A 15,009-nucleotide genomic window follows, 5' to 3' on the forward strand; every position below is an offset into this window, starting at 1 on the left:
ACGCCCGTGCAGATCACACGAGTCACCATCGCGGCGGTATGCACCGCGGCCGCCGTCGCAGTGGCCGGCTGCGGCAGCGACACTGCCGAGGAGCACCACGTCCATGAGGGCAGCGACGACCATCAGGTGATCGAGCCGCTCTCACCCCAGCAGATCGACGCCGACGACACTGCGATCACCGCGATGCAGATGATCCTGTCCTGGCAGCCCGCGATCGACGAAAGCAAGGCCGACGCCCTGATCCGGGCCACACCGTATCTCGGCGGGGACCTGCTCGCCGTCGCCGAATCCGGCAGCCGTGCCGACGTCCGTCCGGATGCCGACTGGCAGCAGTGGGCGGCGGCGAAAGACGCCGTGACAGCGGTGTGCGCCCATTCGGATACCACCCCGGAGGCCCCGGCCGGGATGCGCACCGTGGTCATCGACGTGATCTGCACCCAGACGGTGCTGCACACCAGCGGGCGCAGCACCCGCCTGACCCCGCAGCTGTGGCGCACCACCATCGTCCGCACCGACGACGGGTGGCGACTGACCGACTACCGATTCCAGCAGTAGAAGAGGGCACACGATGGCACACACCAGACGCGACCGACCCCGCACCTCCTCGGGCGCAGACGAGCTGTTCCTCAAGGCGTTCCCGGCCCTGCTGGTGGCGGCCTATCTGCCGACGATCGCCTACAACACCGGTGGGGGAGCAGATCCCACCTGGAATCCGATCGGCTTGTTCTTCGCTCTGGGGTTCGGCTCGACGAGCTGGCCGGCGGGCGCGACGCTCGTCCTCGGCGTCGAGCTGGTCCTGCTCGCCGCTCTCACCGGGGCCGGGTGGTGGGCGCTGCGCCGGTTCGGGGTGCTCGAGACCGTCAAGGGCAAGCAGTTCGAACAGCGCATCGACCGCCTCGCCCGCACGATGGTCGATCCGCGAGAAGTCGACGAGGCCGACCCGAAGTACCTCGCCGCCTCCACCGACCGGCTCGCCCCCGCCATCTCGCAGACCCATCCCGGCTACCTCGGCATCCCCCTCGGACACACCGTGGTCGGGGATCGTACCCTGCGCATGACCTGGGAATTCGTGGCGATCGCCTTCGCCGGCGCCCGCATGGGTAAATCCGCATCGTTCGCTATTCCCGCGATCTGCCACGCCCCCGGAGCGGCGCTGGTGGCGTCCAACCGCGGCGATGTGTACTCGCACACCGTCGGTATCCGCCGCGAAACAGGACGGGTATGGGTATTCGACCTGCAAGGCGTGTCTACCGGCAACCGACAAGAACGTGCGAGCTTCTGGTTCAACCCGCTGCGCACCGTCACCGACCTGCCTTCTGCCGCGGCGGTATGCGGCTACTTCATCTCCGCTGCCACCGACGCCGGTGCCCGTGTCGATGCCTACTTCGACGGCAACGCCCGCGATCTGTTCGCCTCCTACATGCTCGCCGCCGCCCTGGCCGGCGGAGACATCCGGCATGTGGTCGAGTGGCTGACCAACACCCAGTCGCAGATTCCCCCGGCCGTGCTCGAGCAGTACGGCTACCCGGAGCTGGCCCGCACGATGCGCGGTAAGCAGGCCGTCAACGCCAAGCAGCGTGACGGCTTCTACGACATGGCCCGGCGCTTCTTGTCCCCGTTGGACGAGCCTCGCTATGCCGAAGCAGTTCTGCCGAACCGCCGGGTCGTCATCGGCACTGATCAGTCCGGCAGGGTCACCGTCACAGAAGGGGAGCACGTCCACGACCTACCGGAGTTCATCTCCGCCGAGTTCGTCACCCGCACCGACACGATGTATGCGCTGTCCAAAGACGGTCCTGGTTCATCCTCGGCGATCTCCAGTGCCCTGGTCGGGCAGATCCTCACCTGCGCCGAGGAATACTCCGAGCAGCAGGAATCGGAACGGATGCCGATCCCGTTCACTGCGGTGCTCGACGAGGCCGCCAATATCTGCAAGATCGAGGACCTGCCCCGCTGGTACTCGCACTTCGGTGGCCGCGGCATCATCCTCATCACCTTCTTCCAGTCCCCCTCCCAGGGAGAAAAGGTCTGGGGCCGCGAAGCCTTCAAGTCCATGGTCGATGCGTGCAGTGTCGTCTGGTACGGCGGCAATGTCGAAGACGATGCGTTCCTGTCGGGTCTGGTCGATGCCGTCGGCACCCACTACGTCGATACCGAGTCCCGCAGCCGCCCTACCGGCTTCTTCTCCAGCGGTCAGGCGAGTGTGTCGAGCAGCTGGCAGAAGGAAACCATCTTCGAAAAGCGGGACTTGCGGGCGCTGCCGAAAACCCGGGCGCTGGTGACGATCGGTGGCTCCACCCCGATCCTGGTCCGCAAGGCGTTCTGGGGGAACTCGCCGTTCGCCGAGGCGATCCGTCAGTCGACGAAGGACAGCAAGCAGCTCGGCCCTGCCCAACAAAAAGCGCTGCCGATGGGGGAGTCCGATCGCCTAGGCAGTGAGGGTCCGCAGCAACCACGCGTCGTGGACGCGCCTGTCGTGGAGTCCTCCCGCACCACTGCCCTGTTTACGTCCGAGTTCATGTCGAAGGAATGAACATGGTGAATCTGCCCCGCACGACCGATGATCGCTGGGACACCGGCAACGAGTCCGGAGACGGCACCGCCGACGAGTGGAACCCGGAACAGGCCGCAGTAGTCGGCTCCACTCCGGAACCGCAGGAGAAGAAAGAGCCGAAGTACGCGAATGTCATCGACTGGGTGAACGGTTTCTTCCTGCCGGTGATCCGCCGGCGGATCAGTGACAACGACGGCGGCCTGTCCTGGGATGCGAGGTGGTGGGCATACCCGGAGGTCGTGGCCCGACTGACCGCGCTACACCAGGCATGGGAGGAAGCACGAGCGTCGGATTCGATGTCCGCGGTGTCCGCGTGGTGGATTCAGCACCTCGAGCCGCATCTGAAGGTCATCCTCGACGGCGACACCGGACCGATGGCCAACGCCAAAGCCGACCGCAGCTTCATGGGCTGGCCCGCCCTGCCTGCCGACCCGGTTCCGTCCAACGTTCTTGACGAAATCCTCGACCAATACAACTAGGAGACAGCGATTGATCCTCCAGACCGTCGCGCCCGCCCTTGTGCCCATCGACCCTGTCCTCCCGCCGCCCGGACCACCGGCGTACCCCGTCATCGGTTTCATGCTGGGGGCAGTCCTGCTGCTCGCACCGACCGTCCTGCTGGTGAAGCTCGGGGTCGTTGCCCTGCGCGTAGTCCGGTGTCAGGAAATCGTCGGCGAACACTACATCCGTGATCGACAGCTCGCCCCGACGACGCTTTCGATCGTGTGCGGGCTGATCGGGCTGGGAGGCGTGTCAATGATTCCGGACCTAAGTCAGACCCTGATATTCCGCACCGTCCCCCCGACGGTGTTCGTCAGCGTAATCGTTGCTCCGCTGGTGGCGACCCTGGTGCTCGACGCGATCGCGTCGATGGTTCGTAGACGAACAGGCCGGTTCGTGGATGGTTCGAGCGCCCGAGCCGAACAACGGGAGACACAGATCATCAGCGAGCACAGCTAAGAGACAGCAGTGATCCGAGCGACGACACGATGACCCTGGGCCGGGACGGTCCGGGACGAGAGATGGGAAGAAATGGCATGAAACTGACTTTGCCCAAGCCGGATCTGACACCGGCCGGTGACCAGTGGCGTCAGATGATCCGTGACGAACAGCAGCGATGGCTCGACGAGTGGGAAGTGTCGTTGAGCGACGATCAACGGGAGCTGGCGTTCTATCAGGCTGCGGCCGCGATCGAGGAACTACGCGAGCGTGATCCTCGAGTGCCCGCCCTTCACGTGCAGGGCAGAGCATTCGATGCACTGTCCCGCTATGCACCTCGCAGCCGGTGGTGGTGGGTCCGGTACGCGGCCCCGACCCTGGTGTTCATCGTGGTGGCCGGCTGGTTCTATCTCGACCGGGACCTGGTGGTCCTGTGGGATTACGTCCCGGCAGGCGACACCACCGACCTGGTGGCGCAAGCCGTGGGATACGGGCGGTGGGCCACCGTGGTAGCGGTGGGCGCGGTACTGGTGTCCGTCTTCGGCCTTGCGGGGGTGATGTGGTTCAGCAGCTTCAAGGAAAAAGCCGCCCAATACTGGCTGACGGCCCTCGCAATGGCGCTGTGTGCTCTGGGCACCGGCGTGTTCGTCCTCGCCGCCACGATCTGCGCGCTCTACACCTACCCCAGCTGACCGATAGACACCTGTGGGGGCCACCGTCCGGTGGCCCCCACAGTGCTGTCACGGGCGTGATGCCAGATCAGTACGTCAGTACGACAGTGTTGTTTGCTGGCTGTGTTCGACACCGGTGTCAAGAACGAACGCGGCTTCGTTGGTGTGGTCGGGTTGGCGTTCGATGTTGAGCATCTCGGTCACCGACCGGGGATGACTGCTCATCGCAGCACCGATCGCATCGACCAGTTCCTGACTGAGCTGGTTCAAATTGACCGGTGACAGGGGAGGGGCAACTTCGTCGTCACCATTGATCGGGCCGACCGCGGTAGCCAGACCTCGGCCGGCGGATTCGAGCACCGCCCCGATCCTGCCCAGATCCTCGCGGTTCGTGGGAGCGGGTTCTTCGACCCGTTCGAGCTGGTCGGACACATCCGCTTCGTGATCTTCTTCGACCGCAGCGGCCGGTTCGCTGCGGGGATCGGGGCTGTCGGCCGCAGGCGAACTGTCCGCGTCCTTCTCGAAGTTCTCGAAGTTCATCTCTACGGTGTCGGCGTCGGCGGCGTGAGCGAAGGATCCGGCCACGGAGTCGGGAACGACCGCGGTGGGTTCGACCACTGCGAGGTGCTGAGCGGACAGGTCGGCGAGCTTGTCGAACGAGGGCACGCTCTTGGCTGCGACGTAGCTCAATGCCAAGGCTGCGGCCGCGTCGAAGGCCCGCTTGTCGTTGTCCCGGTCGGCAGCTTCTTTCCCGGCGATGCGTCGCTGGATCTCGTCCGGGGGCATCTGAACTTGTACGTAGCGGTGCTGTTCTTGGCGGTATTGCTGTGCGCGCAGGGCCTGGAGTCGTTCCGCGTTCTGCTGCGCCAGCTGTTCCCACTTGCGGGTGTTGTGTGTCGGTGCACCCAGGTGGCGTGTGGTCGCTGCTGCGGCCAGAACTTGGATCGTGATCTGGTGGGCGGGCTGTCCCCGGAACGCTCCGAGAACGTCGTTCATGCCCTTCGGTGTCGGTGCCGGCTGGCCCTTAGCGCGTCGATTCTCTGCTTCGCGGAGGAACCCGACGAGGTCGACGACGTCCTGGCTGGCTTGCGCCTTAGCCGGCCTTGTCTGTGGCACCGCCTGAACCCCGGCCCCGGCAGGAGTGTCCGAGGCTGGCGGATTCGTGGGCTTCGGTGCGGGGGCCGACCGTCCGCGGTTGCGCAGAAACCGTCGCTTCTGGTCGTTGTCCGCCATAGTCCTTCTCCTTGTGCCGTTCGGGTTCGGGGTTGCAGCGCCGGGGTTACAGGTCCCGTTCTGGCCCGTGGTCGGGTTCGAGCGGGTCACGGTCGATCTGATGGTTCACCGCAGAGTCCGTCTGTGTCGGCGTCCTCGTGTGGCCGGTGGTGAAGTCGGTTCCTCCGGCCTTGCGGCGGGTGATCTCGGCGTCGATCTGGCCGATGATGGTGCGTTCGGCGGTGATCGATTCTTCGAGTCGGGTAATGCGGTCGGTGATCCGGCCGATGGCCTGATCGTCGGTGACGCGGGCGCGGGCCTTGGCCGCCTCGGCGGCGCGGTAGTGCTGTGCTCCGCGTTCGATCACGGGCCAGCGACGCTCCGGGGGTGCTGCCTGCTCGGCGGCGGTCACCGCAGCACGAGCGGCGGTGATCTGCTGCGTGCTCGCCTGCGGGGAACGGGTCAGGGCATCGAGTCGGGCACGGGCGGCGCGCACCGCTGCAATGTTGCGTTCGTCGATCTCGACCTGTGCCAGGGACCTCTCCACCGCTGCGGTGGCGGACATCTCGCCTCGTGCCCGGTCCAGTTCTTCGTGTGCCAACGACAGCAGCATGGTGTCTTCGGTAAGCCGGCCACGGCTGACCATCCGTGCCGATTTCAGTTCGGCGTCGGTGTAGCGGGTGTACGGACCGACCACCTCGTCGGTGGCCGGTGCGGGCCGGTTCAGTCGCTCGATGTTCGCCGCGATCGTCGTCTTGCGTGCCTCGCGCAGATATGCCATCGGGTCGTTTTCGTCGGCAGGGGCGTCGGTGAGAACTCGTGAGATCGCGATCTCCCGCACCGTGGTCTCCCACAGCCGCACTCGCCGGGGATCGGTTCCCCGCTGGCCGATTGCGGTGATCCACGGCGCGTTCTGTTCGAGTGCGGTGGTGGTGTAGGAGTCGATGAACGCGTGCATCTGCTGCTCGCACGAGCGGGCGTAGGCGGCGAGGATGGGATCCGTTTGGGCCGCGGCGTCGGTCAGTGTAGGCACGCGGTAGGCGGCTACCGCGTCGGTGCGGCGGCGTGGCAGTTGCGCTCCGTCGGAGTTGTCGATGCGGGTCTTCAGGGCGCGGGCGATGACCTGGCCGGGGGAATTGGCCTCGGTGTCGATCCGGCCGGCCCTGCCTTCGGAGCTCATCACGGCGGCGGCCTCGCGCAGCAGAGCCTCGGTGTCCCAGCCGAAAGTTTCCGACTGGGCGACGTAGGTGACGATCTGATCCCACCCCCCGAGGCTGTGCACCCAGCCGAATTGCTCCTCGGTGAGAATCCGGTTCAGCAGTTGTTCGGTGTAGTCCTCGTACAGCTCCCCGACGGCGAGCATGTAGGTGTTGGTGAGCTTCGACCAGGATGCGGCCTTGCGCTGTTCGTCCTCGATCATTTGGTGCACGGTGCGCTGGGAACCGTCGCGGGCGATGATCTTCGCGAGCAGACCGATCGCGCCGGGATGCTCATCGGGGCGATGTTCGAAGTCCCAGTCGGGCAACTCGTCGTTCGCGGCGTAGACAATGTTGGTGTTCTTGCCGCGGGTGAGCGCGACGTACAGCGACTGACGATCCATGTTCGCCCCGGCGAGCACGTGGCAGCTTCCCACCGTCATGCCCTGCGAGCGGTGCACGGTGGTCGCGTACCCGAGTTGCACGTTGTCGGTGATGTAGTCGGCGGCGACGGTGACCTGGCCGCCGCTGATGTTGTTGCGCAGCCGCAGCGATCCGTCATCGCTGATTGCAGCCACGGTCCACAGATCGCCGTTCTTCACTCGGCCCGAGGTGTTGCCGTCGGAGTCCTTGACGACGTACTTGGAGTTGTTCTTCCGGGTGACCACCACGTCCCCGACGGCAGCTTCGAGACCGTCGGCCAGGACGACGCCGGGGCCGGTGACGGTGCCGTTGGCGCGGTAGTAGGCGGCGGCCTTCTCGTTGAGCTGGCGCACCAGATCGTTGGTCGGAGCGACCATCAACGCAACCTGTCCGGCCTCGACGTCGGCGACGTAGGCGTCGAAGACCAGATCGGCCAGCTCGTGCGCCATGCCCTGCCGGATGCGACTGTTCTGCTCGTACCACTCGAGCACCGTCACATCGCCCTTGCGCAATTGCAGGCTCGCCTCGGCCTCGCCGACGGTGGCGAAACGGTGGACCTTACGCAGGAACGGGGCGTTGGTGCGATCGGCCAGATCACGCAGAACGCCACCGGCTTCGACGGAGGCGAGCTGCTGCGGATCGCCCAGCAACCGCACCACCGCCCCGGCCTCGGTGGCGATGCGGGTCAGGTCGGCCAGGTCGCGGGCCGAGGCCATGCCGGCCTCGTCCACCAGCAGAAGATCACCGCGGCTGATCCCCGTTGGGATACCGACGCGATCGCGGGTGAGCACGTCGGCGATGGTGCGTCCCTCCACCGAAATTTCCTCACCGAGCACTTCGGCGGCACGGGCCGACGGCCCCAGAGCGATGACGTTTCCGTTGACCGCTTCCCAGGCCCGGGCGATCACGGTGGCCGCGGTGGTCTTGCCGGCACCGGCCGCACCGACCGCCACGGCAACCCGCTTTCCGGCGGTGAGGAAGTGGGTGATCATCGCGAGCTGATCGGCACCGAGCTCGTGGCCGTTCGCCTGCTCGATCCGGCGCAACGTGCGGCGAATGATCCGGTCATCCACGGTGTGCTCGTCGTCCATCTGAGCCTGTTGACGCATGAAGTCTTCGGCGTCGAGAACCGATTGAGCGGTGTAGCGCATCTGGGCGCGATCGACGAGCAGACTGCGCCGACGTCCCCGTTCGACGCGGTCGCTGATCCGCTCGGGCAGGTGGTATTCCTCGATGTCGATGGGCAGGCAGTAGTCGCGCAGGGCGAGTTCGAGTGCGTCATCGTGGATGGCGCGTAGCTGCTCGTCGTCGGTGAAACTGAACTCTCGCAGTCGCCTTTCGATCTCGGCGGTCACCGAGAACACCGTCCACGACCCGACCTTGTGCGAGAGCGTCTCGACGACCTCGTCGACGAGGGCCGGCACCTGCTGCGGAGTCAACACCGGTCGACGATCCCGTTCCCCGCGGACAGATTCGACCAGCTCTGCGGGATTGGCCCCGGCGAGAATCGCCTCGGCTCGCTCGCGCCATTCGGCCCGCAACTCGGCCAGCGACCGCGGGGGGTTCTTCGCGTTGCGTGTATCCAGAGTGGCCTGTTGCGCCTGGGCGTACTGCACCTTCTTCGGGGGGTTCTTGCCGTATCGGGTCTTGTAGTCGCGGGCCAGCTCTTCCTGGCGTGCCTCGATCGCGGCGCGGCGGGAGAACTCCTCGATCAGCGACACCGGGATGCCTTCGACCTCGTAGACCGGTTGCTTACCGAGCGGCGTATCCGGTCGGGGAGCGAAGGTGACACCGAGCTTGCGGGCCACCAGATCGGCCACGCGGGTGTTGTACTTCTCCGAGGCCGACACGTTCGCCTTGTAGAGAATCGACCCGTCGATGGTGGTCCATCGGCCTTCGGCATAGACACGATTGAGCACGGCGCTGTGGGTGTGCAGGTTCGGGTCCGCGGCGCGATTGTCGAAGTGATCGAACCGGGCGATCAACAGCCCTTCGGCCTTGACCTTGCGCTCCCCACCTTTACCGCGGCGGGTGTAGATCACCTGATCTTCGATCCACTCCAGCGCTTCGTCCACGGCCTGCTTGTGTGCTTCTTCGACTGCGGCCTTGACCTGCGCGTCGCCCAGGCCCCACAGCAACGAGATGGATTTCATCGGGGTGAACACCAGGTCGTAGCCGGCCACCGGCTGACGCGCCTTGTTGTACTGCTCGTTGATGAACTTCCACACACCTTCATCGCTGAGCAGTCCTGCCTGCTCTCCGCTTTCGCGGCTCAGGTGCTTGCGGGCGGTGGCGAACTGGATCTCCTTCTTCGTCTCGGTGGTCGGGTACTCGCCGTGCTGCGCCTTGTAGGCGGTGCACAGTTCTTCAACGTCGTGGACGTACTCCTGACTGTTCTGAAACCACGAAAATGCCCGTCCGAGGGCGGTGCTCTGGGACCAGTTCAGCTGCTCTTCGACTGACGCTCCGGGTCCGGGCTTGGTATCCAAAGCAGTCGGAGTACGCGCTGCACCGAACACCGAACGCATCGCGGATTCGGTGACTTCGGTGCCGACCTCGACACCAACCTTCTCCGCGAGTTTCCCGCACCACACCCCCGGTGGGGTGCCCTTGGCCAGGTAGTAATCGACCGCATCGGGCTTGCGGGACTCGGTCGCGTCACCCTTGGCAACATGCTTGGTGAGATAGACATAGCCGTCCCCAGCATTGAGCTTATGGACGGTCATCACGGCGCCGATTATGCCACGTCGCACCTTTAGTGCATGAGGTGTGTAAAGCTTTCTGGACCGAACTGAGTTCGGTCCAGGGTCGGACAGGGCCTCGATGGTCCTGTCCGAGCAGCGGAGCTGCGTGTGTTAGGCATGTGGGCTTCACGGTTTGTCGGTGTGGTGATCAGATCTGGACGCCAGTCGAGTGTCTTCGGTTCCGGTCGTCGGTCTCCCCGCGACCGGCGCGAGCCGCTACACTTTCGGCCTATGGCCTCGACTTCCCATTCGGCATCTCGCCGCTCACTTCGTCCGCACACGACGCCGAACGTTCGGGAAAACGCCCGCCGTCAGCGGGAGCGACTGCTCGCTCGACAGGCGGAACTGGAAGCGTTGGCCGGCCCCATCCACGACGCGACGGACAAGCTGTCCAAGCTCGAAGCAACGGTCGCCTCGCGGGCACAGGCTCCGCTGAAGAAGATCGAGCGGTTCGAGCAGACCCGGGATCGTCGCATCAAGAAGATTCAAGAGGAGTATGCGGCGAAGATCGCCGAGATCCAGCGGGAGATGGAAGCCGGCACGGAGACGTTGACTCCGCAGGAGCGCGAGCAGGAATCGTCGCTGCTGCGCGAGTACGCGGAAGCGATCGTGACGTTCAGTCGCAGCGCCTCGGCGTCGGAGCTGGCACCGCTGCTCGGCGTGAGCACCCGCGAGGCGAAGACGCTCATCATGCAAGCCAAGGCAGATCTCGGTGTCGCCGATGCCGCTGAGTCGGCTGCATCCTCGTCCGAGGACAAGCAGGACGACAAGCAGACGGTGCCTGCGGCGTCGTGATGCTGCCGTCATGAGTGAGGACGGGGAGCCCGCGCTCGACATCGGGTTTCCAGATCTCGACGTCGAGATCGTCACTGAGGAGTCGGAGGAGCGGCCGCAGCGGGTCCGGGTGGTGGACAACTCGCTGCGTCCGTCGAAGACGAACATCGCGGCGTTCTGGTCGAAGGTCGTCAAGTCCCCGACGTGTTGGTATTGGGTCGGTGCGATCAGTGCGCCCGATGGATACGGGCGGTTCAACTTCCAGCGTGAGAACCGGCAACGCACGATGCTTGCGCATCGCTTCTCGGTGGAGTTGGTGCACGGGCCTCTGGCACCGGATGTGGTGTGCGAGCACAAATGCAACGAGCCGCTGTGCGTGCGTGTCGGGCCGGAGCATCTGGTGCAGTCCACACACAGCGAGAACGTTCGCTACGCGATCGCTCTCGGCCGCCTGTCCGGGCACGCGTTGCTCGATGGACAGGGGCGCTCGCGCTACGAGCGATCTCTCGCCGTCCGTGAAGCGTTGCGCTGATGGCGCTCCTTGATCCTGCTCAGTCCTGCTCACCGAAAGTGCTCACCCGTGTGGCTCCGCCGATGAGGGCGGGTCTCCTTCGATGCTGGTGGTCTCTGACCACGCACCAGCACCCCGAAGGAGACCCGCTTTCTCATGTTGACATGGGAGGAAGACGTGGAGATCCACGCACTGCACAAACGAGGCTGGACGATCTCGGCGATCGCCCGGCATACCGGCCGAAACCGGCGCACGATCCGCAACTATCTGAACGGCACCACCACCCCAGGGGTCCGTAAACCCGCTGGTGAGGATCCGTTCGAGCCGTTCGTCGACTACGTCACCGCTCGTCTGACCGAGGATCCGCACCTGTGGGCGCGGACCTTGTGCGACGAACTCGAAAACCTCGGCTACACCGCCTCGTATCAGACGCTGACCCGCCAGATCCGGCAACGCAAGCTCCGGCCCGTCTGCCAAGCCTGCGCGTGCGCGACCGACCGCCCCAACGCGGTCATCGAACATCCGGCGGGGGCGGAAACCCAATGGGACTGGCTCGAGCTGCCGGACCCGCCCGTCTCCTGGGCGTGGGGCAAGACCGCATATCTGCTGGTCGGATCGCTGGCGCATTCCGGGCGGTGGCGTGGGGTCCTCGCCCCGGCGATGACCCAACCGCATCTGATCGACGGTCTCGACCGCATCGTCCGCGAACTCGGCGGCCTGACCCGTACCTGGCGGTTCGATCGAATGTCCACGGTCTGTCACCCCGACAGCGGGAAGGTCACCGCCTCGTTCGCCGGCGCGGCCAAACACTACGGCGTCTCGGTTGCGATCTGCCCGCCTCGGGCCGGGAACCGCAAAGGCGTCGTCGAGAAAGCGAATCTGACTGCGGCGCAGAGATGGTGGCGAACACTGCCGGACGAGGTCACCGTCGAGCAGGCGCAGACGAGGTTGAACGAATTCTGCCGCCTGCGCACCGACACCCGATCCCGGAGCGCCCCCGAAGGAAAATCGACGGTGGCGGCGATCGCCGCGACCGAACCCCTGACACCGCCGCCATCGGTTCCGTATCCGGTGACGGTCACCGAGACCCGCACCGTGTCACGGCAGGCGCTGGTGGCCTACCGAGGCAACCGTTACTCGGTGCCCCCGGAACTGGCCGCAGCGCAGGTCACCGTCACCCGGCGGCTCGGTGACGAGGTGATCGACATCGTCACCGCATCACACATCACCGTCGCCCGCCACCGCCTCGCTCCGGACGGGGCCGGCGCTCTCGTGCGCGATCACGGCCATGTCCATGCCCTCGACCAGACCGCGATGTCCGCCGCCATGGCCGGAGGCCGGCCACACCGCCGCAAGGAACGCATCCCACCCGGACCCGACGCCCTCACTGCAGCAGCAGCATTGCGCACCGACACCACTGACCGTCAGTTGTCATCGACGACACCGCGATCGACGGTTGTCGACCTGGCCGCCTACGAGCGCGCCGCCCGCGGAAGGAACACTCTGGCATGAGCACCCCCGACGCCACCACGCCCACCAACACGGCGAGTCTCTATCAGCGGCTACGCGGTCACCTGGCGACCTTGAAGCTGCACGATGCCGCCGAAGCGCTGCCGTCGGTGCTCGACCGAGCCCAGAAGGACGGACTGTCGATGACCGCGGCCCTCGAACAGCTGCTGTCGATCGAGGTCGAGGCCACCGAAGCCCGCCGCCTCGCCGGGCGGTTGCGGTTCGCGTGCCTGCCCACCCCGGCCTGTCTCGAGGACTTCGACTACGACGCCGCCCCCGGACTCGACCGGGCACTGATCACCGAACTGGGTACCTGCCGGTTCCTCGAAACCGCGACGAACGTCCTGCTCATCGGCCCACCGGGGGTCGGAAAGACCCACCTGTCGGTGGGTTTGGCGCGAGCAGCCGCGCATGCCGGCTATCGCACCTACTTCACCACCGCCGCCGATCTGGCCGCCCGCTGTCACCGCGCTGCGATCGAAGGCCGGTGGGCGACGACGATGCGGTTCTACGCCGGCCCGACGCTGCTGGTGATCGACGAACTCGGCTATCTACCCCTGCCCGGCGAGGCCGCATCCGCGTTGTTTCAGGTTGTCGCGCAACGCTATCTGAAGACCTCGATCATCATCACCACCAACCGGGGTGTCGGAGAGTGGGGTGAGGTCCTCGGCGATACGACCGTCGCCGCCGCGATGCTCGACCGGCTCCTGCATCGGTCGGTGGTACTCAACCTCGACGGGGATTCCTACCGGCTGCGTGACCACCACGCCCGGTCGGAAAAGCTCCGTCAAGCCACCACCGGCACCCGACAACCGCTACAGTGAACCCGCCCGCGAGTGGGCACTTTCGACGAGCACAAGTGAGCACCTTCGCTGAGCCTCATCAGCGCAACGGCTACGACGAGGACGCGTTGTTCCACGCGAAAACCAACCCCGGGGACTGGCAAGGAACACTGTTCTGATCGATCCGATTAATCACCCGTTCGGATGACATTGCGAACACCAGCCACCTAATAGGATCCCGCGATGGACTTCGAGGAAGCACTTCAGCGTCGTCAACAGGCCCGCGACTCGCTGGCGACCTCTCAAGCCAGTCGAGAAGAACTCGAGCGGCAGGCTGCACGTGCAGGTCGCATGGCTTTCGAGAACCTCTTTGCCTCCCTACGCTCTTACCTGGGGAAGAAGGGCATCACCCCCCTACGCGTAGTTGTGGGAGCATCTGACGGCCTGTTCAGGCTCAAGAAGATGTCACCGGCAGGTTATGTGGTGCGGTACCAGCGAAGTGGTCTGGGTAACGGCCTCGCTGTGGATCTCCTACTTCCGGACGGGTCGTTCTGGAGCCCACCTTCGTATGGCAGCTCACCTCGCGTAAGGAACGTTTACACGCCAGATGAGCACGGGTTGCTGCATGACGAGAGCATCGATGCGTTCAAGTTCGCGGTGGAATGGCAGCATGGTGATCAGCAGCCGCGATTTGTGGTCCGGGGCACGGGATACCAGGACGATGAGGCCACCCTCGAAGAGGCGTTCGCTTCGATCGCAGAGAAGATCATCAGGAATCACTCTCGCGAACTATCCGACTGGAAGCGCGGGCATCTGTAGCCCGGCGGATCTAAGGACACAACATAAGTGCAGGATTCGGTAAATCGCTGGAACAGCGATCGGCACACGATTGTCGACGACGGCCTGAGAATGACCCCATAGCGACGGATTGGAACTGATCCCTCTCCGATGCTGGAGGGGTGAGATCAGTGGAGGATTGGGCAGAGATCCGTCGACTGCATCGCAGCGAGGGGTTGCCGATCAAGGAGATCGCTCGGCGGATGGGGATCGCCCGCAATACGGTGCGGGCGGCGCTGCGAGCCGACGGGCCACCGACGCGTAAACGAAAACCGCGGGGGTCACTGGCGGACGCGGTCGAACCGCAGGTGCGGCAGCTGCTGGCGGAGTTCCCGCGAATGCCGGCGACGGTGATCGCCGAACGGATCAGGTGGGAGCATTCGATGACCACCCTCAAAGACTGGATCCGCGTCATTCGGCCGGAATATGTCGGGGTCGATCCGGTGGATCGGGTGTCCTACGAGCCGGGCCGGCTCACCCCAGTGCGATCTGGGGGCACCACCCTGCACGCAGTGCTTGGGGAGGGTTTCCGGAGACGAGGATCCCGGTGGCACCCGGGTCAGGAACGGGTGCCACCGGTGCTGGTGATGACGCTGGCGTACTCGAGGTTCATCACCGCCACGATGATCCCGTCGCGGCAGGGCGGGGACATCCTGTCGGGAATGTGGGCGCTGATCTCGCAGGTCGGCAAGGTCACCAAGACCTTGTTGTGGGATCGCGAGTCCGCGATCGGCGGAACGGGGAAGGTGACCGTCCCGGCGACCAGCAGAGCATCCTCTTCTAAATCGGGCTCGTGTCGACAGCTCGCATTGTGCACATCGCCGGAGGAAGAGTTGGAACAAGCACACTCGCCCACC

The 15,009-nt window shown here is 65.3% G+C and carries 12 protein-coding genes and 1 pseudogene; 11 read left to right on the forward strand and 2 right to left on the reverse strand.

All coding sequences use genetic code 11. The annotated features are described in order from the left end of the window. Positions 1 to 6 precede the first annotated feature (6 nt). The 5 genes from AC6CID_RS24070 (at position 7) to AC6CID_RS24090 (ending at position 4,185) form a co-directional block, all read left to right on the forward strand. Positions 7 to 555 (forward strand): hypothetical protein, encoded by a 549-nt coding sequence (locus AC6CID_RS24070; RefSeq protein ID WP_498354605.1) that lies wholly within the window; start codon positions 7 to 9, stop codon positions 553 to 555. 13 nt (positions 556 to 568) lie between these two features. Then, complete coding sequence (locus AC6CID_RS24075; RefSeq protein WP_498354606.1) at positions 569 to 2,533, forward strand: type IV secretory system conjugative DNA transfer family protein; 1,965 nt, start codon at positions 569 to 571, stop codon at positions 2,531 to 2,533. 2 nt (positions 2,534 to 2,535) lie between these two features. Continuing rightward, positions 2,536 to 3,033: a DUF4913 domain-containing protein gene (locus AC6CID_RS24080; RefSeq protein ID WP_219130704.1), complete on the forward strand. Its 498-nt coding sequence runs from the start codon at positions 2,536 to 2,538 to the stop codon at positions 3,031 to 3,033. A 10-nt stretch (positions 3,034 to 3,043) separates the two neighbouring features. Beyond that, on the forward strand, positions 3,044 to 3,514 hold the full coding sequence (locus AC6CID_RS24085) for a hypothetical protein (RefSeq protein WP_482127418.1): 471 nt from the start codon (positions 3,044 to 3,046) through the stop codon (positions 3,512 to 3,514). Positions 3,515 to 3,591: 77 nt separating this feature from the next. After that, the gene (locus tag AC6CID_RS24090) at positions 3,592 to 4,185 is read left to right on the forward strand and encodes a hypothetical protein (RefSeq protein ID WP_497151868.1); all 594 of its coding nucleotides are present in this window, start codon (positions 3,592 to 3,594) and stop codon (positions 4,183 to 4,185) included. A gap of 75 nt (positions 4,186 to 4,260) precedes the next feature. Here the strand turns inward: AC6CID_RS24090 and AC6CID_RS24095 are convergent, their stop codons facing one another. Beyond that, positions 4,261 to 5,160, reverse strand: a complete 900-nt coding sequence (locus AC6CID_RS24095; RefSeq protein ID WP_498354607.1) for a hypothetical protein — start codon at positions 5,158 to 5,160, stop codon at positions 4,261 to 4,263. Between the two features lie 283 nt (positions 5,161 to 5,443). Then, positions 5,444 to 9,721, reverse strand: a complete 4,278-nt coding sequence (gene mobF / locus AC6CID_RS24100) for a MobF family relaxase (protein ID WP_498354609.1) — start codon at positions 9,719 to 9,721, stop codon at positions 5,444 to 5,446. 372 nt (positions 9,722 to 10,093) lie between these two features. Between mobF and AC6CID_RS24105 the strand changes: the two genes are divergently transcribed. The 6 genes and pseudogenes from AC6CID_RS24105 to AC6CID_RS24130 form a co-directional block, all read left to right on the forward strand. Next, positions 10,094 to 10,534, forward strand: coding sequence for a hypothetical protein (locus AC6CID_RS24105; protein ID WP_498354608.1), 441 nt, complete (start codon positions 10,094 to 10,096; stop codon positions 10,532 to 10,534). A gap of 10 nt (positions 10,535 to 10,544) precedes the next feature. After that, positions 10,545 to 11,045, forward strand: a complete 501-nt coding sequence (locus AC6CID_RS24110; RefSeq protein ID WP_220667074.1) for an HNH endonuclease — start codon at positions 10,545 to 10,547, stop codon at positions 11,043 to 11,045. Positions 11,046 to 11,180: 135 nt separating this feature from the next. Further along, a complete protein-coding gene (locus tag AC6CID_RS24115; protein WP_220667075.1) occupies positions 11,181 to 12,536 on the forward strand; it encodes a Mu transposase domain-containing protein in 1,356 nt (451 codons plus the stop codon). Further along, a complete protein-coding gene (istB, locus tag AC6CID_RS24120; protein ID WP_192378530.1) occupies positions 12,533 to 13,357 on the forward strand; it encodes an IS21-like element helper ATPase IstB in 825 nt (274 codons plus the stop codon). Before AC6CID_RS24115 ends, istB begins: the two co-directional genes overlap by 4 nt. Before the next feature lie 201 nt (positions 13,358 to 13,558). Next, on the forward strand, positions 13,559 to 14,134 hold the full coding sequence (locus tag AC6CID_RS24125) for a hypothetical protein (protein ID WP_220667076.1): 576 nt from the start codon (positions 13,559 to 13,561) through the stop codon (positions 14,132 to 14,134). 140 nt (positions 14,135 to 14,274) lie between these two features. Then, positions 14,275 to 14,931 (forward strand): annotated as a pseudogene (locus AC6CID_RS24130) (helix-turn-helix domain-containing protein); the annotation flags it as partial. Positions 14,932 to 15,009 lie beyond the last annotated feature (78 nt).

The organism is Rhodococcus sp. GQ147 (assembly GCF_059759155.1).

Excerpts from the sequence above, each read along its gene's own strand:
- AC6CID_RS24110 (WP_220667074.1), top strand. The coding sequence starts at position 10,545 with ATGAGTGAGGACGGGGAGCCCGCGCTCGACATCGGGTTTCCAGATCTC.
- AC6CID_RS24080 (WP_219130704.1), top strand. The coding sequence starts at position 2,536 with ATGGTGAATCTGCCCCGCACGACCGATGATCGCTGGGACACCGGCAAC.
- AC6CID_RS24125 (WP_220667076.1), top strand. The coding sequence starts at position 13,559 with ATGGACTTCGAGGAAGCACTTCAGCGTCGTCAACAGGCCCGCGACTCG.
- AC6CID_RS24075 (WP_498354606.1), top strand. The coding sequence starts at position 569 with ATGGCACACACCAGACGCGACCGACCCCGCACCTCCTCGGGCGCAGAC.
- AC6CID_RS24095 (WP_498354607.1), bottom strand. The coding sequence starts at position 5,160 with ATGAACGACGTTCTCGGAGCGTTCCGGGGACAGCCCGCCCACCAGATC.
- istB (WP_192378530.1), top strand. The coding sequence starts at position 12,533 with ATGAGCACCCCCGACGCCACCACGCCCACCAACACGGCGAGTCTCTAT.
- AC6CID_RS24115 (WP_220667075.1), top strand. The coding sequence starts at position 11,181 with ATGTTGACATGGGAGGAAGACGTGGAGATCCACGCACTGCACAAACGA.
- mobF (WP_498354609.1), bottom strand. The coding sequence starts at position 9,721 with ATGACCGTCCATAAGCTCAATGCTGGGGACGGCTATGTCTATCTCACC.
- AC6CID_RS24090 (WP_497151868.1), top strand. The coding sequence starts at position 3,592 with ATGAAACTGACTTTGCCCAAGCCGGATCTGACACCGGCCGGTGACCAG.